The organism is Vibrio sp. G-C-1 (assembly GCF_021728015.1).
In the GTDB taxonomy this organism is placed as follows: domain Bacteria; phylum Pseudomonadota; class Gammaproteobacteria; order Enterobacterales; family Vibrionaceae; genus Vibrio; species Vibrio splendidus.
Genome location: NZ_JAKKCR010000004.1, coordinates 303,241 through 327,574, shown reverse-complemented (window position 1 = coordinate 327,574; position 24,334 = coordinate 303,241). Strand labels below are relative to the sequence as shown.

Genomic DNA, 24,334 nt, shown 5'->3' with positions numbered 1-24,334 from the left:
CTGAGAATGATTTTCAGTGTTTCAAGGGCGTGAAATTTAACAATAGCGGAGGTGATAGGAGCACCAAGTCGTAAAAAAGAGCCCGTATTTGAGCTCTTTTCCTTTTATTCTCGTTGGCGATTTACTTATAACTGAGAGACATCACGATAAAAATAACGTTCACAAGTACGTGGATTCATGCGCTTAATGACGTTTGATATTAAGGCGATAACCAGCACTGAGAATACTAACCTTCCCCAAAATATGGTGTAAAAGTCAGCCCCAATTAACATGATCAAAAGTGTATCTTCAATCAAACTGTGGAGTAGATTGAGCAGCATGATTGCGGTGAAAACATCCCTCGCCGAGATATGTCCCTTTTTAGCTTCATTGATCAATAAGCCGCCGCCAAACGAAAGACCAAGCGTGATTCCGATTATCGTTAAGTTGGTTGCGTCCTTGCTAATTCCTAGCAGTCTCAAGAAGGGTCTTAACAATATTGCCATGAGCTTTTCAACGCCTAGAATCTTTAAAATCTTGAGTAGCAGTAATAGTGCTGAAATCACGATGAAGATAACGGCAAAGCTTTTTAGCTGCTCAATAGCCCATCCAAGATAGCTCGAGTCTCCAGATACTTCAGGCTGCCAAAGCACGGTTGCTGGGTAGTTGAGCAAATCCCCGTATTGATAACTGAGATTGAGTAACCATGCCAGCACCAAGCTACCACCGACTCTCACTGATAGGGTAGCCAGCCAACTCACGCCTGCCTTTTTAGCTATTGCACCCTCAATCGGTAATGAATGCGCTAGTAGCATCATGCTGCCTAAAACCGAGGCTTGAGCAACTGTTAAGGGAGCATCTGAATTAATAAGAATAATCAGTCCCGCATAGATGTTAGTAAGTATCGTTGTTGCCCATACCAAGCCCATTTCTTTCGGTAATCCGACGCTTTCCATTATTGGGCTTAGCCATTCGCTCAGAATCACGACGCCGCCAAGTTCTTCAACGACCTTTATCACGATGATGATTGGAATCATGATTCGGAAAAGAGTCGAGGTGACATCGAAAATCTCTCTGAGGAGTTCTTTAAAAAATTGATAGATTGATTTCATAGTTACGACCATGGTTCGATTGTTTGGAATGAGAAGATCTTACCTTGATTATTGTGATGGTTATTTCAAAATCCACACCAATATTCGACTCAAATTTTTTATTTGTCGTAATATTTGAAATTATCAGTCACAAAAATAGAGTTTTGAGAAATTATGGAAATTGATCGTATAGATAGAAATATTCTCGTTGAACTGCAGAAGAACAACCGAATCCCAAACCTAACATTGGCTGAGATGGTTGGGTTATCGCCTCCGGCTTGCCTAAAGCGAGTGAAACGGCTGAGAGAAGAGGGTGTGATTGTCGGTGATGTTTCTATCATCAACCCAGAACTGACCGGCAGTAAGATGACTTTGATTGTATCCGTGGAAATGGAGCGTGATCGAGGGGATATTTACCAAATCTTTCGCCATTCTATTTCAAAGGCAGAAGAGGTCACGCAGTGCTATCAGATATCGGGCAGTTTTGACTTCATGTTGATTGTGACGGTCAAAGACATTCAAGTCTACGAAGATTTTGTTGAACGAGTACTGCGCAAAGATTTAAACATTCGCAAGTTCCATACCTCTGTTTCAATGAGAACCGTGAAATTTACCACTGCAGTGAACTTAGATGAGTCATGACCGTGAATTTGAGAAGAGAAAAGAAAAGGCGTGAAGCTTTGAGCTTTGTGAGGTGTCAGGCGTATTTTTGTATAAATAGCAGGCATTTACATAAAATGTGACGTTCACATTTTGTCATAACTTTAATAATTGTATATATTCCTCGCCTAAAACAATAATTAACAAAAGTTAATATAAATGACTGTCAGTTCATCTTCTCAATCTCGTGAAACGCTTCTAAGCGAAAACGAACAACTTGTCTCGACTACCGACCTTAAAGGTGTGATTACTTACAGTAATGATGCTTTTTGTCGCATCGCAGAATACAGCCAACAAGAATTGCTAGGGCAACACCACAATATCGTGAGGCATAATGATATGCCGAAAGCGGCTTTTTCCGATATGTGGGTTAACCTAAGGCAGGGTAAAGCGTGGCGCGGTATCGTAAAAAATAAAACCCAATCTGGTGGTTACTACTGGGTTGATGCTTACGTTACCCCTATTTATGATGGCGGGAAAGTGAGTGGCTACCAATCGGTTCGTGTTAAGCCTAAAAACGAATGGGTACAAGTCGCGGATAAGGCTTACCAAAGCTTATTGAAGGCTGAGAAGTCGGGTCGTCAATGGTCGTTGCAGATCAGTGACAGTGTTCGTTACGCAGTGTTACTCGGTTCTTTAGCAGCCCCTTTGATTTCAAACCTAATCGAAGTAGGGCAAGTATCGCAGTGGTTGTTGAGCTTACTTCCTGTTTCCGCATTAGCATTGCTTTTCCGACAAGAGCTGATTGATACTCCATTGCAGTTAAAAAAGCTGCAATCTAAATTCGATAGTGTCAGTCGCCTTGTCTATTCAGGTAATAGTCAGTTCTCTGTTGCCGATTTTCACTTAAAACTATTGTCTGCACGAATCCGCACGGTACTAGGTCGCATGACAGACTCAGCCAAGCCACTACAGGATTTGGCGGACAACCTGAATGCCACGTCATTTGAAGTATCTGAAGCTTTAGATCAACAAACAAAAGACATTCTTCAAGTGCGAGAGGCGACTGAAGAGGTTGAAGTCACCGCGAATGAGGTCTCTTCTCGTACAGAAGAAGCGCACCAGATTGTTGATGTAACTTTGCAAACCTGTGCTGGTGCTAAAGAGAGCATTAATCAAACCCATCGAAATTTAGAAAGCTTAGCTTCTCAGGCCGAAAAGGCGACTCAAACGACTTACCAACTGAGCGATCAAGCGCAGAGCGTAAGCAAGATAATGGAAGAGATTGGTGGAATCGCCGAACAAACCAACTTGTTGGCACTAAACGCAGCAATTGAAGCGGCTAGAGCGGGCGAGCAAGGACGAGGCTTTGCTGTCGTTGCAGACGAAGTCCGTGCGTTGTCGGGTCGAACCTCAAAGGCGACGGTTCAGATCAAAGATAGCATCGATACCATGCTAACGACGATTGAAGGGTGGCAAAAAGATATTCTGGCGAACCGAGAGCAAACGGACGCGTGTGGTGATGTTGCGAAGGTGAGTGCTGAGCGCTTGTCTGAAGTCGAAACATTAATGCAATCGATGAACGATTTGATGCAGTCGGTTGAAAGCTCCGCGCATAAACAGCGTCAGCTATCGAGTGATGTAAACCTGCATATGCAGTCTATCGCGTCTACTGCAGAGCAAAATTTAGTGGCAACGCATTCCGTGAAAGACCACTCCACTGAGCTAAAAGAGCAAGTGAATGAGTTCTATCACTTGGCGAAGCGCTTCGAAGAGAAGTAGCTGCCAAATTCAAACCCGAATGAGAAATTAAGAAACAAGAAAGAGCCTTGCGAAGCTAGCAGGGCTTTTTTGTGAGCCAAAAGAACAGATTAACAGGCAACAGATACAAAAAAGCCCTACTCAAAAGAGTAGGGCTTTCTATTATGTGCTTAGAAATCAGCTAACGGATTAGCAGACTAAGCAAGAATCTCTTTCGCTGTGTTTACTACGTTTTCAGTAGTGAAACCAAACATCTTGAATAGCTCGCCTGCTGGTGCAGACTCGCCGAACGTTGTCATACCGATGATCTTGCCACCGAAGCCAACGTACTTGTACCAGAAGTCAGCGATACCAGCTTCTACTGCGATACGTGCTGTAACGTCTGACGGAAGTACAGACTCACGGTATTCAGCGTCTTGCTTGTCGAATGCATCAGTTGCAGGCATAGATACTACGCGTACCGCTTTACCTTCAGCTGTTAGTTCAGCAGCAGCGCTAACCGCTAGCTCAACTTCAGAACCCGTTGCAATGATGATTAGCTCTGGCTTGCCTGCACAATCTTTCAGGATGTAACCACCCTTAGCGATGTTTGCTACTTGCTCAGCGTCACGATCTTGTTGTGCAAGGTTTTGACGAGAGAAGATAAGTGCAGAAGGACCATCTTTACGCTCGATTGCCAGTTTCCAAGCAACAGCAGACTCAACTTGGTCACATGGACGCCATGTGCTCATGTTTGGAGTCAGACGTAGAGAAGCGATCTGCTCAACTGGTTGGTGAGTAGGACCATCTTCGCCGAGGCCGATAGAATCGTGCGTGTAAACTTGGATGTTCTGAGTTTTCATCAGAGCAGCCATACGCATAGCGTTACGAGCGTATTCCATGAACATTAGGAACGTTGCGCCGTATGGTACGAAACCACCGTGCAGAGCGATACCGTTCATGATAGCCGTCATACCGAATTCACGTACACCGTAGTGGATGTAGTTACCAGAGAAGTCATTTGCTTCAAGAGACTTAGAACCAGACCACATAGTCAGGTTAGAAGGCGCAAGGTCAGCAGAACCGCCCATGAATTCAGGTAGCATAGCACCGAACGCTTCTAGTGCATTTTGAGATGCTTTACGTGATGCGATGTTTGCTGGGTTAGCTTGAAGATCAGCGATGATTGCCGATGCTTTCTCTTCCCATTCAGCAGGAAGATCACCGTTTACGCGGCGTTTGAATTCAGCTGCCAGCTCAGGGTATGCTGCTTCATAAGCTGCAAGTTTCTCGTTCCACGCTGCTTCCTTAGCTGCGCCTGCTTCTTTCGCATCCCACTCTGAGTAAACTTCCGACGGAATTTCAAAAGGACCGTGCTCCCAACCTAGTTGCTTACGAGTTGCTGCGATTTCATCAGCGCCTAATGGTGCACCGTGACAGTCGTGCGTACCTGCTTTGTTTGGAGAACCAAAGCCGATTACAGTTTTAGTACAGATTAGAGTCGGACGAGGATCCGCTTTAGCTGCTTCGATAGCCGCGTTGATAGCGTCAGCATCGTGACCATCAACTGCTGGGATTACGTGCCAGCCGTAAGCTTCAAAACGCTTAGGAGTATCGTCAGAGAACCAACCTTCCACTTCGCCATCGATAGAGATGCCGTTGTCATCCCAGAAAGCAACCAGCTTACCAAGACCTAGCGTACCTGCTAGAGAACATGCTTCGTGAGAGATACCTTCCATCAGACAGCCATCACCCATGAATGCATAAGTGTAGTGGTCTACGATGTCGTGGCCTTCTTTGTTGAACTGTGCCGCAAGAGCTTTTTCAGCCATCGCCATACCAACAGCGTTGGTGATGCCTTGACCTAGAGGACCCGTCGTTGTTTCGATACCTGGTGCGTAGCCGTACTCTGGGTGACCTGGAGTCTTAGAGTGCAGTTGACGGAAGTTCTTAAGGTCTTCAATTGAAAGCTCGTAACCTGCTAGATGAAGCAGAGAGTAAATCAGCATAGAGCCGTGGCCGTTAGACAGGATAAAACGGTCGCGGTCAGCCCACTCTGGGTTTGACGGGTTGTGGTTTAGGTGAGAGCGCCAAAGTACTTCAGCGATGTCAGCCATGCCCATAGGTGCGCCAGGGTGACCAGAGTTTGCTTGTTGTACGCCGTCCATGCTTAGAGCACGGATCGCGTTAGCTAGATGTTTGCGGTTCATAATTGCTTCCAAAATTGATTCGAAATTAAAAATTCGTGGATAGATGTAAAAGAGGAACGAAATTCGTTCCTCTTATTTATTCGGTAGTGATTACAGCTTAGCTGCGATCATGTCTTCTAGTTTGCCTTGGTCTACGGCGAAGTTGCGGATGCCTTCAGCTAGCTTCTCTACAGCCATTGGGTCTTGGTTGTGATCCCATAGGAACTCAGCGTGAGTCATTGCAGCAGGACGCTCTTTAGTACCGTTAGAGTCGATTAGCTTCTCTACTACTTCGCCTTCAGCTGCTTCTAGGTCAGCTAGAAGTTGAGGAGCGATAGTTAGACGGTCACAGCCAGCAAGTTCAAGGATCTCGCCGATATTACGGAAGCTTGCACCCATCACAACAGTCTTGTAGCCGTGCTCTTTGTAGTAGTTGTAGATCTCTGAAACAGAGATTACGCCTGGATCTTCTGAAGCTTCGAAATCGCGACCTTCTTTCGCTTTGTACCAGTCCATGATGCGACCAACGAAAGGAGAGATTAGGAATACACCCGCTTCAGCACAAGCACGAGCTTGAGCGAAAGAGAATAGAAGCGTTAGGTTACAGTTGATGCCTTCTTTCTCTAGGATTTCAGCAGCACGGATGCCTTCCCAAGTAGAAGCCAACTTGATAAGGATGCGGTCGTTAGTGATGCCAGCATCGTTGTACATTTTGATAAGTTGACGAGCTTTAGCAACGCTGCCTTCCATGTCGTAAGAAAGACGAGCATCTACTTCAGTAGAGATACGGCCAGGTACAACGTTAAGGATTTCTTTACCGATGTTCACGTTAAGCATGTCACAAGTGTCTTGAACTTGTTGTGCTTTATCAGCGCTTTGCGCTTTAGCGTATTCGATAGAAGCATCGATTAGAGGTGCGTACTCAGAAATTTGAGCGGCTTTAAGAATTAGAGAAGGGTTAGTTGTTGCATCTTCCGGAGTGTACTTGCTGATAGCTTCGATATCGCCAGTGTCAGCTACAACAGTTGTTAGTTTACGAAGTTGCTCTAATTTATTGCTCATTTTGATCATCCTATGTATCGCAGAACACCCCTTTAATGGGAGAGGTGTGGGCATTTGCAAGCGAACTAATGAAGTTCCTCATGGTTGTACCAGTGAGCCTAACTTACATTAATTTAAATTTTTCTCCGAACGAACATTTGCACAGAACATTTGTTCGCTCGATGAGTAAATGATGTAGCCATATTTATCCGATCTAGCCCCAAAGTCAACGGTAAATAGTGCCGTATGGTGACTTCAGTCAAATATATTTCGCTCTAGTAATCATGGGGTATGCAAGCAAACGTTTAACAGACAAAGTGAGGTGAATTAATCAACAATGAAACTATGGTTATGATGCTGAGCAAATGTTCCTTGTTGTTACATATGTTCAGGGTGTAAGCTTGTGCATCACTTACTGAGCTCTCCTATATTAGGAAGTACAGCAGGTAAAATAATTGTTAAATATTGGTTGAGTGGTATATGAGTAAGAATATCCAAGATGTTTCCGAAGAAAACACTGATCTCCTCACTGAAGTCGCCGTTGCTTACTATCAAGATGGCGCTACACAAGAAGAGATCTCTAAAAAGTTCTCTATCTCTCGTGCAAAGGTTGGTCGAATGCTCAAACAAGCCCGAGACGAAGGGATTGTAGAGATTACCGTGAAATATCACCCTGTCTTCAGTGCCAAAATTGAACAACGTCTCATCGAAAGGTTTGGTGTTAAGCGTGCGCTGGTAGCATTAGACCAACCGAATGAAGAGAAGCAGCGGTTACAGGTAGCTGGTTTGGTGTCTAACTATCTTACCAGTACACTGAAAAACGGCATGGTGGTGACAGTAGGACAAGGTCGAAACGTATCGTCTGTTGCTCACCATACTGGCGTAATTACCCCACGTGATTGTAAATTCGTATGTGGTATCGGCGGCATTCACCCAAGAGGCGGTATGTTTAACGCCGACCATATATGCAGACAACTAGCGAAAAAGTACGGCGGATCTTCTGAAACCTTGTACGCGCCTGCTTATGCTGAAAACAAAGCACAAAAATCCGCGTTCATGGAAAACAGTACTGTTAAGCAAACACTCGATCTAGCTCGTAAAGCGGATGTCGCATTAGTGGGTATCGGTGATATGAGTGAAAACAGCTATATGGTCGACCTAGGCTGGTTTACCGCGGGTGAGGTAGTACAGTCTCGTTTACTACAAGGTGTCGTCGGTGACTTTGCTGGCTATGACTTTTTCGACGTTCACGGTAAAGCTGCAAATACAGTAATGAGTGACCGTGTGATTGGTCTGGCCTTGGAAGAGTTCCGTCCTATCGCTGATGTAATCGCCATCGCTGCCGAGAACAGTAAGCCATTAGCTTTATTAGGTGCGTTAAGAACTGGCGTAGTTGATGTGATTGCGACTAGTGTAAGCAATGCTTTGACAGTACTTAACTTAGATGAACAACTTAGCGTGAATAAACCAAACGGCAGTAAATAGTAAGATACTCATGCTTCGTTGAATTCACTATTTGATCAATGATGGTCATTCCCCCTAATGAAACCAGTGCAATAAAGGGGATAACTATTAGATATGACTCGAATAGTGAATTTGTTCAGCGGTTGAAAGAATTATCACTCTTTAATGTTAAGCCACACTAAAGGAGATAATTATGAAACTGTCATTTATCACACAAGCCATTTCTAGTAACAGTGACCAATCAAGTTCTATCTTTAAATTTAATTCTATCAGTGCGCTTAGCTTAATAGCCGCTGCTTGTATACTCACGCCTACTGCACATGCTGATGATAAAGTCGTCGCTGGGTATTTTGCAGATTGGCAATATCTGAATAAAGACAACCCTTATACCGTTGACGACATACCGGCAGACAAGCTCTCACATATTATTTACGCCTTCTTAAGCATGTGTGGTCCTCATAGCGGTGCTGGTGAGCCTGTCCAAAAACAAATTAAGCAGCAATGTACGGACAAAGAACCATATACCGCGATCATTGTGGATAAAGAAGCTGCGTTAGAAGTCGATTTCGGAGATGTGAATGTTGATGTCGCCTATAAAGGTCACTTTGCCCAGTTAGCTCAACTGAAGGCCGACAATAAAAATATCAAAATCTTGCCCTCATTTGGAGGGTGGACAATGTCTGAACCTTTCCATGCGATGGCGAAAGACCCTAAAGCCATTGCGCACTTTTCAAAAACGGCTGTTGAGTTGATCCAAAAATATGACTTCTTTGATGGTATTGATCTTGATTGGGAATACCCAGGAGGCGGCGGCTTAACCACTTCGCCTTGGAACCCAGAGACTAAACTAACGGATGAGCAAAAAGCGCTAGAGCGTGAAGCTTTTACACTTTTAGTAAAAACAATTAGAAGTGACTTGGACGCTCTATCAAAGACGACTCAAAGAGATTACGAGCTTTCAACGGCTGTTGGTGTGGGTGCTAAGGCAGCCCAAATTGATTGGAACGCAGCTAGCCCATATTTGACGAACATGTTTGCGATGACGTATGACTTCCTCGGAGGTTGGGGAACTCAGACTGGTCACACAACCAACTTACATGCCACAGAGCGCAGTTGGTGGGGAATGGGAGCTGATGTCTTCATTAATCAAATGATTGAGCAAGGTATTCCTAGTGAGAAGCTCGTGATCGGAGCAGCATTCTATGGCCGAGGCTGGCAAGGGACAAAAGACTTTGCTGGAGAGCTGCCTAAAGGTGATCTAGTTTCTGAACAAGGAGCGCAGTTTGGTACTGGTGAAAATGGTTACTTCATGTTCTGGGATCTTATGAATAACTACAGCAGCAAACAAGGTTATGAGTACAAGTACGATGAACAAGCTCAAGCACCTTATTTGTGGAACCCAGATAAAAAAGTATTCATATCTTTTGAAGATCAGCGTTCCATTAAAGCAAAAGCAGAATGGGCGAAGAAGTCTGACCTAGGTGGTATTTTCACTTGGGAATTATCAGGAGACCCTTCCGGGCAGTTGATCGATGTTATGCATAATGAAATGAATAAAGAGTGAAATGAATAAATAACCCATCAAAAGACACCCCAAATATAAGGTAGGTATTTATCCACCTACCTTATCTTGCTCGTCTATTTACTCACGTTTTTAAATAGAACATTCCGCGTACTCGGTCACCTGTTGGTTTAGGTGAGTAGCCAGCTCATCATAAGGAATAGGGCGAGAGAAGTAGTAGCCTTGCATTAAGTCACATCCACATGCCTTTAGAATTGCGAAGTGCTCATTCGATTCTACGCCTTCTGCCAATACCACCATGCCGAAGTTCTTACCGATTGCGATGATGTTTTGCACCATGGTGAGTGACTGCTGATCGACAGCAATGTTCTCAATAAAGCTCTTATCGATTTTTAGTTCATCGATAGGGAGTGCTTTCAACATGCTTAGTGATGAATAGCCCGTACCGAAGTCATCTAAAGATATTTTAATATTCTTTTCGTGTAAGGCTTCGAAAATAGGCTTCACTATGTCTACGTCTTCAATAAACAAGCTTTCGGTAATCTCTAATGTTAGACAACTTGCAGAGAGCTGATACTTCTCCAGAGTTGTAAATAAATGCTCAGAGAAAGATCGGTGAGAAAACTGTCGAACAGATATGTTGATCGAAAGCCCGATCTTTTGTTCCGTTGTTCGGTGCAAATGGGCAATCTGCATAATGCTGGACTCAATAATAAAAGTGCCGATCTTTTGCATTAAGCCAGTGTTTTCAGCCACAGGTATAAAGACATCTGGTGGAACGAAACCCAGCTCGTCGTCAATCCAGCGAACGAGTGCTTCTACACCGTGAATACTTTCATTAGCACGGACCAGTGGTTGGAAGACCATGAACAGAGTTTGTTTCTCGATTGCGATACGTAGCCTTTGTTCTACTTTCATTTTGTAGAGGTGGGCGTCTTGCATCTCCGTTGTAAAAATACTGTACGAGTTTTGCTGCTGCTTCGCTTTGTACATCGAAATGTCGGCAGAGCGTAACAGGCTATCTAAATCTTTTCCGTGTTCAGGAAAACGCGCTACGCCGATGCTACAACCTAACAAGAACTGCGCGCTTTCGACTTCATAAGGTTGAGACAGCACTTCAATAATTCGCTTGGCGAGTCGCTTAATTTCAACTTCATTCGATAAAGGCGTTAAGAATAAAAACTCATCACTGGATTCGCGCACCAATAGGCTGACTCGAGAGCGGAATCTCATCAAACGTAAAGCGATTTGCTTGAGCACCTTGTCACCGAAGTCGTGTCCGTGGGTATCGTTGACGCACTTGAAGTTATCGATATCGATAAACAATAGTGAGAACGGCTCTGACTCATCTTCAATCCATTTACTAATGTTTCTACGCATGTATAAACGGTTAGGTAGAGAGGTTAACGGGTCATGATTCGCTTGGTAGATGAGTTGGCTTCGGGTACGTTGTTCGTTTTTGGCAATCGATTTTACTAAAAAGTAGAAACCAAATTGAAGAAAAATAAAGGCAACAAAAAGAATGCCAAACTCTTTTACGAATATGCCATCGACGTGCGATAGATCCGTACGGCCGACCACCCAAAGCTTGTAGTCTGGAATGTATTTAGCGCTAACGAGCGAGTGGTATGTGTCGTCACTGATACTGAAAGAGTACGTGTCTTTACCGGTTTTTGCTTCTTTGACGCTGACATTCACTTGTTCTAAAAAGTTTTTGGTAATGCGCTTCATCAGGTCGTTAGCAACAGGTTCCAAATAGGCGTCAAGAGATTCGATGTCGCTAGAAAAGAACTGACGATAGTTGTCTGTTCTAAGCAAAGTTAACGTGTTGTAGCTACCTGTGTGTGCGTTGCTTTCAAATACGATCGTACTGTCCAAACGCAAACCCGCAGTCATGACCGCATCGACATGCTTGCCATCGATTGAAATCGACTTTCTTAGAGGAATTACTAGGCTGTTAAGTGAGTCTTGGAAATAGGTACGTCCCAACACCATTTTTTCGCTAGACATGGCCTCGAGAAATGAATCTCTGGTGTATGAGTCGTTAAGCAAATTATGCTGATCGGACAGCTGTAGGTTTGAGCTAATTGAAAGGTAATCACCTTCAGGATTAAGTAACCCAAATGCGGCTATCGCGGGGTGAGTATCAAGTAGCTTATCTAATATTGGTCGAATCTGGATAGAAGCCGTGCGAGTAAAATCAGATTGTTGGGCTAACTGGTGCCCTACAACTTCAAGTAGTGCTTCTTGGCTGGTCATCAGCGAGCTAACAGAGCTAGAAAAAAGTTCTACCTGAATGTGCTGTTGCTCCGTGAAGTCATCTCTGTTTGCTTGCCACTTGCTTACGCCCAACACAGCGAAAAGTATCAGGGTAAGCAGTACGATCAGAACATACAGCGACCAGATATTTTTCTTAAATAGAGCCATGAGATGCCTTTTGTTAATTACTACTTAAACAGAGAGCAAGTGACAAACTAGTGGATTGTCAGCGTGATTCATGCAACGAAGGATACAAATATCAATAATGAAAGTATTAATGATTAAATAGTGTAACGACTACGAGCAGAGATTCTTGAGCGAAATATTAGTATTCAGAATTTTGATAACGAATAACCCATGGTCAATCACAGTTTATAGTTAGCAAACGGTCGTCGTTTATAGCAGTAACGCTAATCGAGCTCTGGCTTCAAGCGGAGGTAGCCGTTAGCTACAGAGTAAAAAGCTTACTCCATGAGGTTTTATTCTCACTGTGAATAAGCTTGTTATGCGCACGTCGTATGTTCTAGCAGTATGGTTAACAGTAGCACTAAGTGAAGTTGAATTACTTTTCAGTTACGGCGATAGGTAGCTTCTCGTTAGCGCCCCACTCAGTCCATGAGCCATCGTAAACGCCCATTTCACCTGTATAGCCAGCGAGTTTAGCGGCCAATAATATGATGCAGGCTGTTACTCCAGAGCCACAGCTAAAGAACATAGGTTGAGAAGGGGCGATCTCTATGGTGGAAAATATCTCAATTAACTCTTGTTGAGTTCTTAATTTGCCATCATTTAATACTTGAGCGAAAGGTAAGCAAACTGAGTTTGGGATGTGGCCACTACGTAAGCCTTCACGTGGTTCAGGAACTTCTGAATCGAAGCGAGCTTGAGAACGCGCGTCTACAATGTTTGCGCTCTTATCAGTTGAGTAACTTTCAATCTGCTGAGCACTGACAAAATAGTTGTCTTGAATATGGCCTTCAAAGTTGCCCGTTTTCACTTCGGTTCGATAGTCAGTCTCTGTCGCGTAACCAGCTTCGATCCACGCAGGTAAACCACCATCTAAGATGTATACGTTGTTGTGTCCCATTGCCATAAACATCCACCACGCACGGGGCGAAGCGAAGGTTCCGGCGTTATCGTAAACCACAATCGTGCTGTCTTGATTGATGCCAATTTCTTGTGCACGTGTGTTGAAGTGTTTTTCGGTCGGGAACATGTGAGGAAGCAGAGTGTGCTTGTTACAAAAATCTTTGTCGTAGTCAAAACGAATAGCCCCAGGAATCATTTGTCCTTTGATCTTCTCTGACTCGCTTGGAATTTGAAACTCGATACTGGCGTCGAGGAGGATGATATTGTCTTCTGCTAGCAAACGTTGTTGAAGTTGTTGTGGTGAGATGAGTGGCTGATTCATTATTGTTATATCCATTCTTGTTGTTTTAGCGATTATTGTTGTTATGCATTACTACTGTTTTAGCGAATACAGTGTTAGAGCGATTCTTGTTGTTAGAGAGATTACTGTTGCTTTTACGAATACCGTTGTTGTATCGATAGCTACTGTGCGGCTCGACAGTGGATGAACTGATAACTGCTTTGTCCGGTTATTTGATTGTTTAATGTATCAAGCGCGACCACAGAATCAATAGGGCAGTCTGTGGTTGGAGTAATAGAGACGCGAAATACGTCATTATCTTTTGTCTGAACCGTAAGATAACGCCTGTGCCCATCTAAGGACTGAGTGAGCGTGTTCGAAATTACTTTGGCTTGAATGCGTTGTCCCGTCTCAGATGTTAGCGGGAAATAGGAGAGGGCCAATAGCACCCCCACACCGCACATCAATATAAATAGACCTATTTTTAACTGTTTCATGAGAGTAAGTCTTTGAAGGTTATATTGAAAATATAAGTGAGATTGGCGGTAAAGTGAATGTTACTGGCTAAGAAATCTGAATTAACCGCACTTCGGCGAAAACAAAAAAGTGAGCATTTCTGCTCACTTTCTACCTACAAGAATCAATTTTGAATCTGTTTCGTCATAGACCTCGCTGACGACAAGTTAGCTGCTGTTAAACGACTTACCTGTTGTTAACGACTTACTGCCAGACAATCTGAGAATCGCCGCTGGAAACCACTTGTTGTAATGGAGGTTGACCATCGTAGAACCAAATCTCTATCAAGAGTGCTTCATGGTTTACCGGTGCTGCAAAGTTGGAGGCGAACACACCATTATCTAATGGACCTGCAATGACTTTACTGGAGTAATCCGGCTTCAAGGTTGAGTCATCTCTTGTACTAAATCGGCTATAAACGGTCACAAAAGAACGGTCTGTCGAAATGCTGCTGATGTCGATGTCGAGATCAAACTGGTCAACAGAGCTGTAGTCAAAGCCGTCAGGTACCACTAAATCACTCATCGTATAGCTTTGCGCTGCTACCGCACCTGTCACGGGAGACGGCGATGGTGTTGCTGTTACCGGAGTCGACGGGGTTGCAGGTGTCGAGGGTGTCGATGGCGATGGAGTAGATGCACTTCCGCCGCCACCACCACCGCCCCCACAACCGGCTAATACCAATGGAGCTGTAGCTAAAATAACGGCTAGTGACTTCTTCATGTTCCAAGTGCTTTGTACAGACATACGTTCTTCCTCAGAGAGATTGCGGCTTGAATCAACGCAATGATTGTCTCGATATTGTTTAGTGTGAATAGTCATAACGTCTCTCCTTATGGTTCGTAACGTTGGTTGTCTGCAGGTGATTGGTACCATGTTTGGTTCGTTTCACCGCCGGATTCTGCGAATTCTTTAAACTCTGGGTAAGCGGTAACAATATCGACGTACTCTAGAGGCCACTCCCATTCGTCATCCGAAGTTACTATGAGAGCCCAAGGGTGGTTTTCTGCTGTTTTAAAGTATTTACCTGTTGATGGATTACTGTCATCGACGCCTAATCCAGCTTCAAAGAGGTTCGTGGTATCAAATGCTTCTGTTGGAGCTTGGTCCGGCAAATGAACCTCCCAGCTGCGTCCTGGATGTAGAGGTAGGTTTTCACCGTGATAATAACCAGGCGTTGCGAAGATGAACGGGTCGTAAGGCATATCGGTCCAGCTGCCAGTACTTACACCGTCACCGGCTAAAGTAATACCAATTTGGAATGAGAACTGCTCATCCTCTTTACATCCATTACTGGTGCGGTAGAAGGTACAGCCAGTGCTGATTTTTTCTGTCAGGTCATTGGCGATAACAAAGATTGCTTCGCTACGTCCATCTTCTAGGTCAAGGTCAGTGAATACACCGTTGTGTTTCATGTAAGAGCTACCACTACTCACCAAGCTCGGGTCTAGGTTAGGAAGTCGAACAGCAAAACCATTTCTGTACGATGCCCCGACAGCAGCTAAGCGTCCGTCGATGGTGGATTTAACGACCTTTCCATCTTTAAGGATCTCGGTAATGCGATACATAAGAACAGCATCGTTCATGTCGTAATCTGCTTTATATGGCCAGTTATCTTCGTACGCGAGCGTTGCGTAGCCAGAAGCACTTGGGAAGTAACGAGCGGTGGCACCATCGTTAAGGACATCGACTTGAATATCGACCACCTCACCAGAGGTTGAACCGCCAAAGTAGCTCAGGTTGGTTTGTTGGCTGAATCTAAATCTAGCCCATGTAGTACCGGTCAATGCGTTGATATCAACATTAAGGAACAGATCGTTTTCACCCGCATCCAGTTGGTAGTCGGTAAATACTTGTTCGTTAGCACCATCGAAGCTGCCATCTTGGTTCCAGTCTATCCAAGCTGAAAGGTAACCAGTTGTTGAAGCTTCAATTACTACTTTTGAATCAAACCCGGCTTCAAGTGCGGTTACAAAACCGATACCACCGTTGGCCCATTCATCGTCCACTCCAACGGTTTCGTCTGATTGTGGTGTGACATAACCATCCAAATCCGCATCTGGAGGTGTTGTACCTAACCATGTGATGCCATCAAGTTCATGTCGAGGGCCATTACTTGCGAGAAGAGTCAGGTAGCTATCTGGCGCGTCACCGAAGTCGATGTTTGAATCTTCATCTACAACAGGCGCGTTCGCACAACGAGCGCCATCATTTTGACCAGAAGCTGGACCATTCGATACAAATTCAACCGCCGGAACAATCCCAGCAGCGATATTGGTCGCGTTGTCTGGAGACAGATTGATACGGTAAATTTTACCGTCTTGGTTTCGAGATACGTAGTAGTAGCCGTTGACATCAAAATAGCCAGCACCGAACGTACCTAACTCGCCGGTGTCTCCGATGTAGGTTTCGGCACCAGTTGTAGGGTTGAAGCTGTATAAGCCACCAGAGTTATTATCGATACCATATAAAGAGCCATCACTTGGATGAAAGGCGAAATCAGTCAATTTTACAGTTGCCGGGCTGCCTACAATTTTGTTAACCGTAACAGTCGCGTTTGGGTCGGTATCTAAAGGCGATAGGTCAACGGTGAATAGCCCTTTTCCTGTACGGTATAAGTAGTAAACGTGATCATATACGTCACCTACATAGAAGGTGTGATCGGTGGGCAATCCACTGGTATTGATGACCTCCGCTTGGAAGTCTTGGCCTAAGCGCACCAAGCGTTTGTTGGTGGTGTCATAGCCATAAATATATCTGTCTTGAAAGTCGAAACCAACACCATTGATATTGGCATTCATACCCGTATCGTCTTCTAACAGAGTGGTTGAACCTGTTACTAGGTTTACACCCCAAACCTCAACGGGTTTCGACTGAAAGAGGTATGCCTGACTAGGGCAGGTATCGAATGGCGCTGCGTTGGCGACTAGAGGCGCACTTATTAGCAAACTTAACGTTGTAATTCTCATATCTACATCCTTGTGATGGAAGGTCTAGATACTTTTACAAGTTACGTGCCAATTTTAAGTTGTTGATTTTTATTGTTTATATTTTTGGGTGCTGGGGTTTTTATTATATTCTCAAAATGAGAACTCAAATGAAATTAATCTCTCATAGAGTCTTTCAAATTGATAAAGCGATTTGAGAAGCTGATGTTGAGCTCTAAAAAAGCCCTGACTTTTAGTCAAGGCTTAGGTTTTCGATAAGAGGGGATAGGACTTAGCTTATCCACACACCGAACAATTAGGCATCTTCATTAAATTCATTTCACGCCAGCTATGCGACATGGCATCGAGAATTAAAAGCTTGCCTTGCTTTGGTTGTCCAAACTTAGCAATAACCTTGATAGCTTCCAAAGCTTGAGCTGCGCCCACCATGCCAACAACAGGCGCCATCACACCAGCTTCCACACAGCTTAGAGCAGCGTTGCCGAATAGAGCGCTTAAACACTGGTAGCACGGTGCATCTGCGTCTTGATAAGTGAACACACTAATCTGACCTTCCATGCGAATCGCTGCACCTGATACGAGTGGCGTTTTAGAGGCGTAACACAAGCGGTTGAGTTGATTGCGCGTTTCAACGTTGTCACTGGCATCAAGAACAAGTGAATGTGCTCCAATCAACTTGCCAAGTGCTTGGTCATCAAGCCTGTGGTCAACAGTTTCAATCGTCAGGTGAGGGTTCAGTATCTGTAACGATTCAGCGGCAGAATCGACCTTCTTCTTACCAATATCAGCATCGGTGTGAAGTACTTGTCGCTGTAAATTTGAAAGCTCGACAATATCATCGTCGATCAGTGTCAGCTTACCAATACCCGCCGTCGCAAGGTATTGCGCAGAGGCACAACCCAAGCCGCCGGCACCCAGTACCAAGATTGAGCTCTGTTTCAGAGCCTCTTGGCCTTCAAAGTCAAACTGTTTAAGAATGATTTGACGGTTGTAGCGAAGCATTTCAGCATCAGACAGTATTTCCATCATCAAGCCTCGTTAGTAAAGCGTCGAGTTAAACAGTTGAATCTGAACCGTTTCACCGACTTCAACACGGCCACGTTCACGCTCTAGTACCACAAAACAGTTTGCTAAGCTCATTGAGCGGAAAGCGCCTGAACTTTGGTTACCTGTTGTTTCTACTACAAACTGACCGTTTTCAATCGAGTAGATACCACGTTGGTAATCAGTACGGCCTGGGCCTTTTTTGAATGCAGATTTGGTAATAGCAGGGATCGACTCTGGTGCTGTCCATGCGGTGTGGCCAGCCAGTTTAGCCAGCATAGGCTGAACCAAAACATACATGGTCATCATTGCCGACACTGGGTTACCCGGTAAGCCACAGAACCATGCGTTATCTAATTCACCGAATGCGAACGGTTTGCCCGGTTTGATTGCCAGTTTCCAGAATCCGATTTGGCCGATCTCTTCCAAAATATCTTTGGTGTAATCCGCCTCACCAACACTCACGCCACCAGAAGTCACAACCACGTCTGCTATTTGCTGTGCTTTCTCGAACGTTTCTTTAAGCGTTGCAGGGCAATCTGGGATGATACCCAAGTCGATAGCTTCACAACCAAATGCTTCGATTAATGGTTTAATACCGTAACGGTTACTGTCGTAGATCTGACCGTCTTCAAGCGGTTGACCTAATGGCTTTAGCTCATCGCCAGTAGAGAAGAAAGCGACTTTAGGTTTATGTAACACTGTCACGTGGCTCACACCTAACGAAGCAATCATTGGGATGTCACGAGGTGTTAAACGCTCACCACGGCTAAGTACGATATCGCCTTGCTTGATATCATCACCAGTAGGGCGAATGTTATTGTTCGGCTTGATGTCGTCTTGTTGAATCTCAATACCAGCCTCAGTTACGGCCGTATTTTCTTGCATGATTACGGCGTCACAACCTTCCGGGATCTTGGCGCCTGTCATAATGCGAATACAGGTGTTTGCTGGCCATTCACCTTCGAACGGTTGGCCTGCAAAAGACTTGCCTGCTAATGGAAGAACTTTATCGTTCTCTAAGTCTGCTAAGCGCAATGCATAGCCGTCCATTGCTGAGTTATCAAAAGGAGGGACGAAAATAGGGGATAGAATATCTTCAGCAAGTACGTAACCCAATGCTTCTGCTAATGGCAATGATAAGGTCGTTTGAATAGGTTTAATTGGCGATAGCAGCTTATCTAGTGCTTCTTCAATTGGCATCAAGCCCGGAGCGTCGCAACAGCCCATAATTGAAATCCTTTGGTCGTTATTATTTTGATTTAGTGGTTGGCAATGGTGGCTCAATAATTATCAAATCACGGTTGTTTGCCAACGAAATTGCAGCCACTTTAGCATAGTTTAAGCCCCGTAAATAATGACCTCCCTTAAAATATGGGTGTATTTATTCAAAATTCCGAGTATCCTTGTTTGCCATCCAGAAGGGGTATTAAAAGAGGAAGTTCAATGTCAGGTCTTAGCGAATCAGCGAAGTTGGTTAAAGATGCGCTAGCAAGCCGCGGATTAGAGACACCAATGCGTCCTAATCAGGTTAGCCGAGAAGAGAAAAAGGAACGAATCGAACACCATATGCGTGAGATTCTCACTCTCCTTGAACTTGATCTTGCAGATGACAGTCTGGAAGAAACACCGCAACGTATTGCAAAAATGTATGTGGATGAGATTTTCTCTGGTTTGGATTACGCCAATTTCCCTAAAATCACCGTGATCGAAAACAAGATGGGTGTTCGTGAAATGGTTCGTGTAAAAGACATTACCGTAACCAGTACATGCGAGCACCACTTAGTCACCATTGATGGTAAAACTGCAGTGGCTTACATTCCGCAAGGTAAGATCATTGGTCTTTCGAAGATCAACCGAATCGTTCGTTTCTTTGCTCAGCGTCCTCAAGTTCAAGAGCGCATGACGCAGCAAATTCTTGTTGCATTACAAACGCTACTAGAAACGGATGATGTTGCTGTCACCATGGATGCTGTTCACTACTGCGTGAAATCGCGTGGTGTGATGGACGCAACCAGTGAAACGACAACAACAGCTCTGGGGGGGATTTTTAGATCAAACCCAGCAACGCGCCATGAGTTCTTACACGGCCTGCGTTAGAACTAAACCTATTCAGATAAAAAAACGGAGCATTATGCTCCGTTTTTATTGGTTGCTTCATAAGCCTACAGATTTACTATTTTCTTAAACTCTTCCTCTGAGTATTTCTTCTCTGTGCTTTTAGTCAAATCTGTAATCATTTTGTATCTAAGCTCAGTTGCCATATCTAAGGTACGCTTAAGCTGTCCGTATGAGTAGTCTGCAGCCATGTTCAGAGCCGCTTGTTTATCTACTTTATACATGTCTGTTAACGTTTTATCTAAGTGTGCGACCTGCTTGTATAGTTGAGTTTCTTCTTTGTCCCAAGTTGCTTTTAGTACTGGTAAATACTTATCTGGGTTTGTAGAAGCGAGGGCGGTTAAACTACGGAACTGCCAATAAGCAGAGTCATCACTGTAGTTATCATCGCCTACTTGGTACGCTTTTGGGTAATCTTGTAGGGTTGAGTATAACGGTACTAAAACAGATTCTGGTAACACGCCGAAGCTTTGCCAAATAATACCTTGAAGCTCTTCTGGCATCTCAGGGCGAAGCTGAATAATATGCGACTCTAGTTGACGCTCAACTCTAATTGGTCGTTTCGATTTTCCTTCCAAAACCGTGTCTTTATAAGTCGCGCTAAGTACCTCTGCCACATTTTCAACTGAGATTTTTGTATCAGGTTTCATAAATAAAGGGTATTGCGTCATGCGACTTTGTTGAGGCAGCGAAGGTGTCAGTATTTTTTGGCCTAACCATTCACGATCGATATTATACTCATCACCAATAACTCCGAATGCTTTTGCAAAATTGAAAGATTTTTCATCTGCGTTATCAAGCAGTTTGTGTTGTTCTACAAACTCGAATATGTCTTTTGAATGCAGTACCTCTTTGTTTGCCAAGTTCACACCATGTACACGCAAGCCATTTGCAATCATGGCGTAACTGTCATCAGGCACTTTTACAGCAATCCAATGGTGACCTGAACCAATTTCAAATAACCACGCCTCATTGGTGTCTGCAATATAGAGACTGTTTCCTTCACCAGCACCATAGGTTTCGATGTAATGACCGAGTAACTCTACGGCTTGTTTTGCGTTTTCTGCTTGAGGAAGGATTAACGTAGGTATAATGGCTTCAATTACGCCATTGTCGATTAAAGGATCTACCTTTGCGACTTTGTCGTTTATTTCTGCGCTGGTTGTTGCTGAAATGGCAACGTTGTGTTCATTAATCCCACGTTCTTCATAGAATTTTCCGTCGCGATTAACGGTATCCGCATCCCAGTCTGGTATCGCAGAGTAAGCAAAGAAGTGCTTTGGCATCGGAACAATTAACCCGTTACCTAACTGCCAGTCACCTTCTTGGTTATCTTGCGCAGGTCGATACTTTAGGTATTTGTTCCAGTTGTTAATGCTAAAATCTTCATTACGAGCAATCATAATGCTACCGTCGTTCGAGGCTCCTTTACCAACAATAAGCCCAGTACAAGCTATCGCATTACTGCTTAGAGCGACAGCTACTGCAGTTGCAAGAAAGGATACAGACCATATTTTCATTTTAATTCTCCGCTTATAAAACAAGATAATTTAAAGTTAACGTTAGTTGTATTTGCAGGTTTTTTATTATCATTTTATAAAAATCAGTGTACTTATCATCATAAGAGAAAATGCTTCTGCTCGTCACATAACTGATATTTCCATTTGAGAATAATTATCTGAAAAATATGCACTTTTTGAATAAATTGATAAGTTATAATTGTAAAGTAACCTTGCCATATACGTAGCTTTAATTCGTCGTGTTATGAGTAGTATCATTATCACAACAAGACTTTGTTCGTTTCTAACGTATGGTTTTTGGATTGCAATCGGATAAACAACAATGCTGAAGCGCGGTATCTTGTGGGGGCTTTTTTGTGCCTGCAATGAAGTAAACTGTAATGACTGCGAATGTCGTCATTCTCTAAAGCGAGGAACGAGTGTAATAGGGAATCTGTTTGTCTGTGTAGTTTCTGACTTGGTATGAGATCCTCAACTCAGTCGTTCCTCCTTCTCGAGGATGACGGCGAGTGAGTAAAATACGAGGGTGGGGGTTCAGAGTGTATTCTACGCCAGCCTATTAGAAGCAAACACTGATGATCTTGCAGAATGAGTGACTTAGTTACTTTCGTCATTCCCTAAAGTGAGGAACGAGCGTAATAGGGAATCTGCATTTTCGATGTGGGTTGGTTGGACCGGAAATTAGATGCGCTCTACAGAATCTATAAAGCGCAAATTTGGGTACAGCAGCTGGTGGAATGCTTAAGTAAGATTAAACAAACGTTTAAAGTAATGAACAAAACCGGACGGCTTATTCTCAGCTTGATAGAGGTTCAAACCATCATAAAAACTTGCCATGAACTCTACGCGAATCTCATCATCGGTGTTTCTTGATACGCGAGATAGCAACGAAGCGGCTACTGCTGCGTGATCATTAGCAAGGCTGTAATCCATTCCTAGTCGTCCCTGAACGAACAACCACAAATGAGTGATTAACTGTAACTGCTGAGCGTTAGAGTTTTGAAACTTGTCGCTGTGCTCAGTGCCCACTGTAGTATCGAATACATTTTGCATTGCCTCATTCGCTTCTTTATTGCTTTCAAAGCGATAGCTTGCATCGATATGTACCTTGGTTAACAGGCCGAGCAACGTCTGACGTGCAGAGTTGTCCGGCTTGTTCTCGCAAGCGTGTCTAAACAGAGCATGGTTTTCATCAATAAATGACTTTAACTCTTTTTCATAGCCAGTCGTCAGCGCTTTGACTGAATCGAGACCTGCGAGCTGCAAACACGCTTCGAGCTTAGTTTGGCGCTGAGGTTCAGTCTGAGTTTGGATCTCAGTCATTACTCTGTAGCTCTTCCCACGTTACTTCTGCAGATTGCGTGTCGCTGTTTACGAACGCAGAGTTACCCGACAGCATTACTGAAAGGTCCATAGTACGTTGTGTCATCGCTGCTAGCTGCTCAATACCATCGTTGTCTAGACGAACGATCTGAGCTTTCAGGTAACCAAATTTACCTTTGTTCTGCTCCCACCAAACGTTCGACTTAGTGTTGAAGCTGAACACGCTCACAGACTTAGATAAGCGAGTCGCCTTCTTAACGCGTTCTGGATCGGGTTCACCAACATCAATCCACTCTAAGATTTGGTCATCTAACGACTTCTGCCATAAATCGGGTTCTTCAATGCTAGACAACCCTTTAGTGAACTCAAGTTCAGGAGATGCATTGATACAGAAAGCAATGATACGAGCCATCATGCGTTGTTCTGTTTCAGAAGGGTGTTGAGCAACCGTTAGATTAAAAGAGTCGTAATAGTCGCGATTCATATCGGTTAAAGAAATACGAAACTTATAGATTGTTGGTTTGAGAGCCATTGATAGGGTGTCTTAGATAGAAATAGTGGGGGGATGTTACCTTAAATCTCTGAATAGCGGGTAAAAAAATAGCCAGCAGAGGCTGGCTATTTTTAGAAAGATGTTTACCACTCTGTTCGCTTCTGTTTCTTTACGAATCGAAACAGTGCTCAGTGTGACTTTAGCGGCATTTATTCTGGCTGTGATTGCAGTGAGCTTAATTCTCAAATATTGCTTAGAGAGCTAAAATATTGAAAATTAAACGCAGCGTCTAACACATGTCTAATATTCAAAGGCTTAGCATCATATCCACCACCGTAATGGCGTGTTATAGTTCTTAGCGGTTTGCAGTTTATCGCAGGTAGTCATATACAATACCGACCTTAAACTGCGGCTATAGTTTGTTATGCGATGACTTCGTTACTAGGGTAATACGCTTTAATGTGCTCTTTAGTCTCTTTATGGAGACTGGGTTGTGAGTTTGTGGAGAGAGGCTATTGCAAAGTCCATTTTCTGTTGGAATGATAAAACCATGAGAAACAATTGGTTAAGTAAATCTCATCACATCACCGATGGCAATGTCACAGAGATTTCGAATGTTAAGTCTGTGAAAGCCACTTCTCAAATAGGCGATATGTGCGCTGTACCTGTGTACAACGTTTATGCGTCTTGTGGGTTTGGTGCTCAAAACGATACCGAATACCAACTTAGAACCGAATTCCTGCCTTGCTTATGGTTAAGACGTTTCGGCCTGACAGAAGAAGATGCTCGTATCATCATTTGCCACGGTGACTCAATGGAAGATACTTTGAGTGACGGCGATGAAGTATTAGTCGATACGCGAGAACTCGATCACCCAGTAAAGCATGGTGTCTATGTTGTTCGCATTGGTAAGCATGTTTACATAAAGCGCCTGAAGTACGACATCATGGCCGAGGGCTATAACGTCATCTCAGACAACAAAGAAGAATATGATTCGTTTATCGTGAATGAGGAGAAACTCGACGAGTTCGCGGTAATCGGGAAAGTTATTACCACCGTCATGAAGGCGGTGATTTAGAAAAACGAAGGCGACCTCAGGGTCGCCTTTTTTGTATGTC

At 43.9% G+C, this 24,334-nt stretch carries 18 protein-coding genes and 1 pseudogene; 6 read left to right on the top strand and 13 right to left on the bottom strand.

Annotation, left to right across the window (positions count from 1 at the left end; all coding sequences use genetic code 11):
- Positions 1-125: 125 nt before the first annotated feature.
- The gene (locus L3V36_RS08700; RefSeq protein WP_029406437.1) at positions 126-1,091 is read right to left on the bottom strand and encodes a hypothetical protein; all 966 of its coding nucleotides are present in this window, start codon (positions 1,089-1,091) and stop codon (positions 126-128) included.
- A 153-nt stretch (positions 1,092-1,244) separates the two neighbouring features.
- On the opposite strand from L3V36_RS08700, the gene L3V36_RS08695 reads away from it, so the two are divergent.
- Positions 1,245-1,712, top strand: coding sequence for an Lrp/AsnC family transcriptional regulator (locus tag L3V36_RS08695; RefSeq protein ID WP_208775413.1), 468 nt, complete (start codon positions 1,245-1,247; stop codon positions 1,710-1,712).
- Positions 1,713-1,889: 177 nt separating this feature from the next.
- Positions 1,890-3,452, top strand: coding sequence for a PAS domain-containing methyl-accepting chemotaxis protein (locus tag L3V36_RS08690; RefSeq protein ID WP_208775415.1), 1,563 nt, complete (start codon positions 1,890-1,892; stop codon positions 3,450-3,452).
- Positions 3,453-3,628: 176 nt separating this feature from the next.
- Here L3V36_RS08690 and tkt read toward each other — a convergent pair whose 3' ends face one another.
- Both tkt and tal read right to left on the bottom strand, forming a co-directional pair.
- Positions 3,629-5,620 carry a transketolase gene (gene tkt, locus L3V36_RS08685; protein ID WP_004731573.1) on the bottom strand — a complete coding sequence of 664 codons (1,992 nt, stop codon included), beginning with the start codon at positions 5,618-5,620 and terminating at the stop codon, positions 3,629-3,631.
- A gap of 90 nt (positions 5,621-5,710) precedes the next feature.
- A complete protein-coding gene (gene tal, locus L3V36_RS08680) occupies positions 5,711-6,661 on the bottom strand; it encodes a transaldolase (RefSeq protein WP_108092258.1) in 951 nt (316 codons plus the stop codon).
- A gap of 459 nt (positions 6,662-7,120) precedes the next feature.
- Here tal and L3V36_RS08675 point away from each other — a divergent pair, with 459 nt between their 5' ends.
- Both L3V36_RS08675 and L3V36_RS08670 read left to right on the top strand, forming a co-directional pair.
- Positions 7,121-8,125 (top strand): sugar-binding transcriptional regulator, encoded by a 1,005-nt coding sequence (locus L3V36_RS08675; RefSeq protein WP_017082016.1) that lies wholly within the window; start codon positions 7,121-7,123, stop codon positions 8,123-8,125.
- A gap of 172 nt (positions 8,126-8,297) precedes the next feature.
- Positions 8,298-9,668, top strand: a complete 1,371-nt coding sequence (locus L3V36_RS08670; RefSeq protein WP_208775416.1) for a glycoside hydrolase family 18 protein — start codon at positions 8,298-8,300, stop codon at positions 9,666-9,668.
- 90 nt (positions 9,669-9,758) lie between these two features.
- On the opposite strand, the gene L3V36_RS08665 is transcribed toward L3V36_RS08670, so the two are convergent.
- The 7 genes from L3V36_RS08665 to moeA all read right to left on the bottom strand — a co-directional run bounded on the left by L3V36_RS08665 (position 9,759) and on the right by moeA (position 18,992).
- Entirely contained in the window at positions 9,759-12,053 is a 2,295-nt protein-coding gene (locus tag L3V36_RS08665; protein ID WP_208775418.1) for an EAL domain-containing protein, read from the bottom strand.
- A gap of 394 nt (positions 12,054-12,447) precedes the next feature.
- Positions 12,448-13,296, bottom strand: coding sequence for a sulfurtransferase (locus L3V36_RS08660; RefSeq protein ID WP_061025367.1), 849 nt, complete (start codon positions 13,294-13,296; stop codon positions 12,448-12,450).
- Positions 13,297-13,436: 140 nt separating this feature from the next.
- Positions 13,437-13,751, bottom strand: a complete 315-nt coding sequence (locus tag L3V36_RS08655) for a hypothetical protein (protein ID WP_004731558.1) — start codon at positions 13,749-13,751, stop codon at positions 13,437-13,439.
- Between the two features lie 223 nt (positions 13,752-13,974).
- The gene (locus tag L3V36_RS08650) at positions 13,975-14,592 is read right to left on the bottom strand and encodes a hypothetical protein (RefSeq protein ID WP_017086406.1); all 618 of its coding nucleotides are present in this window, start codon (positions 14,590-14,592) and stop codon (positions 13,975-13,977) included.
- Between the two features lie 11 nt (positions 14,593-14,603).
- Positions 14,604-16,739, bottom strand: a complete 2,136-nt coding sequence (locus L3V36_RS08645) for an LruC domain-containing protein (protein ID WP_065681729.1) — start codon at positions 16,737-16,739, stop codon at positions 14,604-14,606.
- Between the two features lie 255 nt (positions 16,740-16,994).
- On the bottom strand, positions 16,995-17,744 hold the full coding sequence (gene moeB, locus L3V36_RS08640) for a molybdopterin-synthase adenylyltransferase MoeB (protein WP_029405930.1): 750 nt from the start codon (positions 17,742-17,744) through the stop codon (positions 16,995-16,997).
- A gap of 12 nt (positions 17,745-17,756) precedes the next feature.
- Positions 17,757-18,992: a molybdopterin molybdotransferase MoeA gene (gene moeA / locus L3V36_RS08635; RefSeq protein ID WP_208775420.1), complete on the bottom strand. Its 1,236-nt coding sequence runs from the start codon at positions 18,990-18,992 to the stop codon at positions 17,757-17,759.
- A gap of 216 nt (positions 18,993-19,208) precedes the next feature.
- Between moeA and folE the strand changes: the two genes are divergently transcribed.
- Entirely contained in the window at positions 19,209-19,862 is a 654-nt protein-coding gene (folE, locus tag L3V36_RS08630) for a GTP cyclohydrolase I FolE (RefSeq protein ID WP_004731548.1), read from the top strand.
- A 65-nt stretch (positions 19,863-19,927) separates the two neighbouring features.
- On the opposite strand, the gene L3V36_RS08625 is transcribed toward folE, so the two are convergent.
- From L3V36_RS08625 to L3V36_RS08615, 3 genes are all read right to left on the bottom strand, one after another.
- Positions 19,928-21,400, bottom strand: coding sequence for a C69 family dipeptidase (locus L3V36_RS08625; RefSeq protein WP_208775422.1), 1,473 nt, complete (start codon positions 21,398-21,400; stop codon positions 19,928-19,930).
- A 741-nt stretch (positions 21,401-22,141) separates the two neighbouring features.
- On the bottom strand, positions 22,142-22,723 hold the full coding sequence (locus L3V36_RS08620) for a hypothetical protein (RefSeq protein ID WP_208775423.1): 582 nt from the start codon (positions 22,721-22,723) through the stop codon (positions 22,142-22,144).
- Positions 22,716-23,255, bottom strand: a complete 540-nt coding sequence (locus L3V36_RS08615; protein ID WP_004731545.1) for a YaeQ family protein — start codon at positions 23,253-23,255, stop codon at positions 22,716-22,718. Before L3V36_RS08615 ends, L3V36_RS08620 begins: the two co-directional genes overlap by 8 nt.
- 556 nt (positions 23,256-23,811) lie before the next feature.
- On the opposite strand from L3V36_RS08615, the pseudogene L3V36_RS08610 reads away from it, so the two are divergent.
- A pseudogene (locus L3V36_RS08610) lies at positions 23,812-24,294 on the top strand (S24 family peptidase); the annotation flags it as partial.
- Positions 24,295-24,334: the final 40 nt, after the last annotated feature.

Coding starts and splice junctions, on each gene's coding strand:
- L3V36_RS08655 (WP_004731558.1), bottom strand. CDS start 13,751: ATGAAACAGTTAAAAATAGGTCTATTTATATTGATGTGCGGTGTGGGG.
- L3V36_RS08665 (WP_208775418.1), bottom strand. CDS start 12,053: ATGGCTCTATTTAAGAAAAATATCTGGTCGCTGTATGTTCTGATCGTA.
- L3V36_RS08675 (WP_017082016.1), top strand. CDS start 7,121: ATGAGTAAGAATATCCAAGATGTTTCCGAAGAAAACACTGATCTCCTC.
- L3V36_RS08650 (WP_017086406.1), bottom strand. CDS start 14,592: ATGACTATTCACACTAAACAATATCGAGACAATCATTGCGTTGATTCA.
- L3V36_RS08670 (WP_208775416.1), top strand. CDS start 8,298: ATGAAACTGTCATTTATCACACAAGCCATTTCTAGTAACAGTGACCAA.
- L3V36_RS08615 (WP_004731545.1), bottom strand. CDS start 23,255: ATGGCTCTCAAACCAACAATCTATAAGTTTCGTATTTCTTTAACCGAT.
- moeA (WP_208775420.1), bottom strand. CDS start 18,992: ATGGGCTGTTGCGACGCTCCGGGCTTGATGCCAATTGAAGAAGCACTA.
- tkt (WP_004731573.1), bottom strand. CDS start 5,620: ATGAACCGCAAACATCTAGCTAACGCGATCCGTGCTCTAAGCATGGAC.
- L3V36_RS08645 (WP_065681729.1), bottom strand. CDS start 16,739: ATGAGAATTACAACGTTAAGTTTGCTAATAAGTGCGCCTCTAGTCGCC.
- L3V36_RS08620 (WP_208775423.1), bottom strand. CDS start 22,723: ATGACTGAGATCCAAACTCAGACTGAACCTCAGCGCCAAACTAAGCTC.
- L3V36_RS08690 (WP_208775415.1), top strand. CDS start 1,890: ATGACTGTCAGTTCATCTTCTCAATCTCGTGAAACGCTTCTAAGCGAA.
- moeB (WP_029405930.1), bottom strand. CDS start 17,744: ATGGAAATACTGTCTGATGCTGAAATGCTTCGCTACAACCGTCAAATC.
- L3V36_RS08660 (WP_061025367.1), bottom strand. CDS start 13,296: ATGAATCAGCCACTCATCTCACCACAACAACTTCAACAACGTTTGCTA.
- folE (WP_004731548.1), top strand. CDS start 19,209: ATGTCAGGTCTTAGCGAATCAGCGAAGTTGGTTAAAGATGCGCTAGCA.
- L3V36_RS08695 (WP_208775413.1), top strand. CDS start 1,245: ATGGAAATTGATCGTATAGATAGAAATATTCTCGTTGAACTGCAGAAG.
- tal (WP_108092258.1), bottom strand. CDS start 6,661: ATGAGCAATAAATTAGAGCAACTTCGTAAACTAACAACTGTTGTAGCT.
- L3V36_RS08625 (WP_208775422.1), bottom strand. CDS start 21,400: ATGAAAATATGGTCTGTATCCTTTCTTGCAACTGCAGTAGCTGTCGCT.
- L3V36_RS08700 (WP_029406437.1), bottom strand. CDS start 1,091: ATGAAATCAATCTATCAATTTTTTAAAGAACTCCTCAGAGAGATTTTC.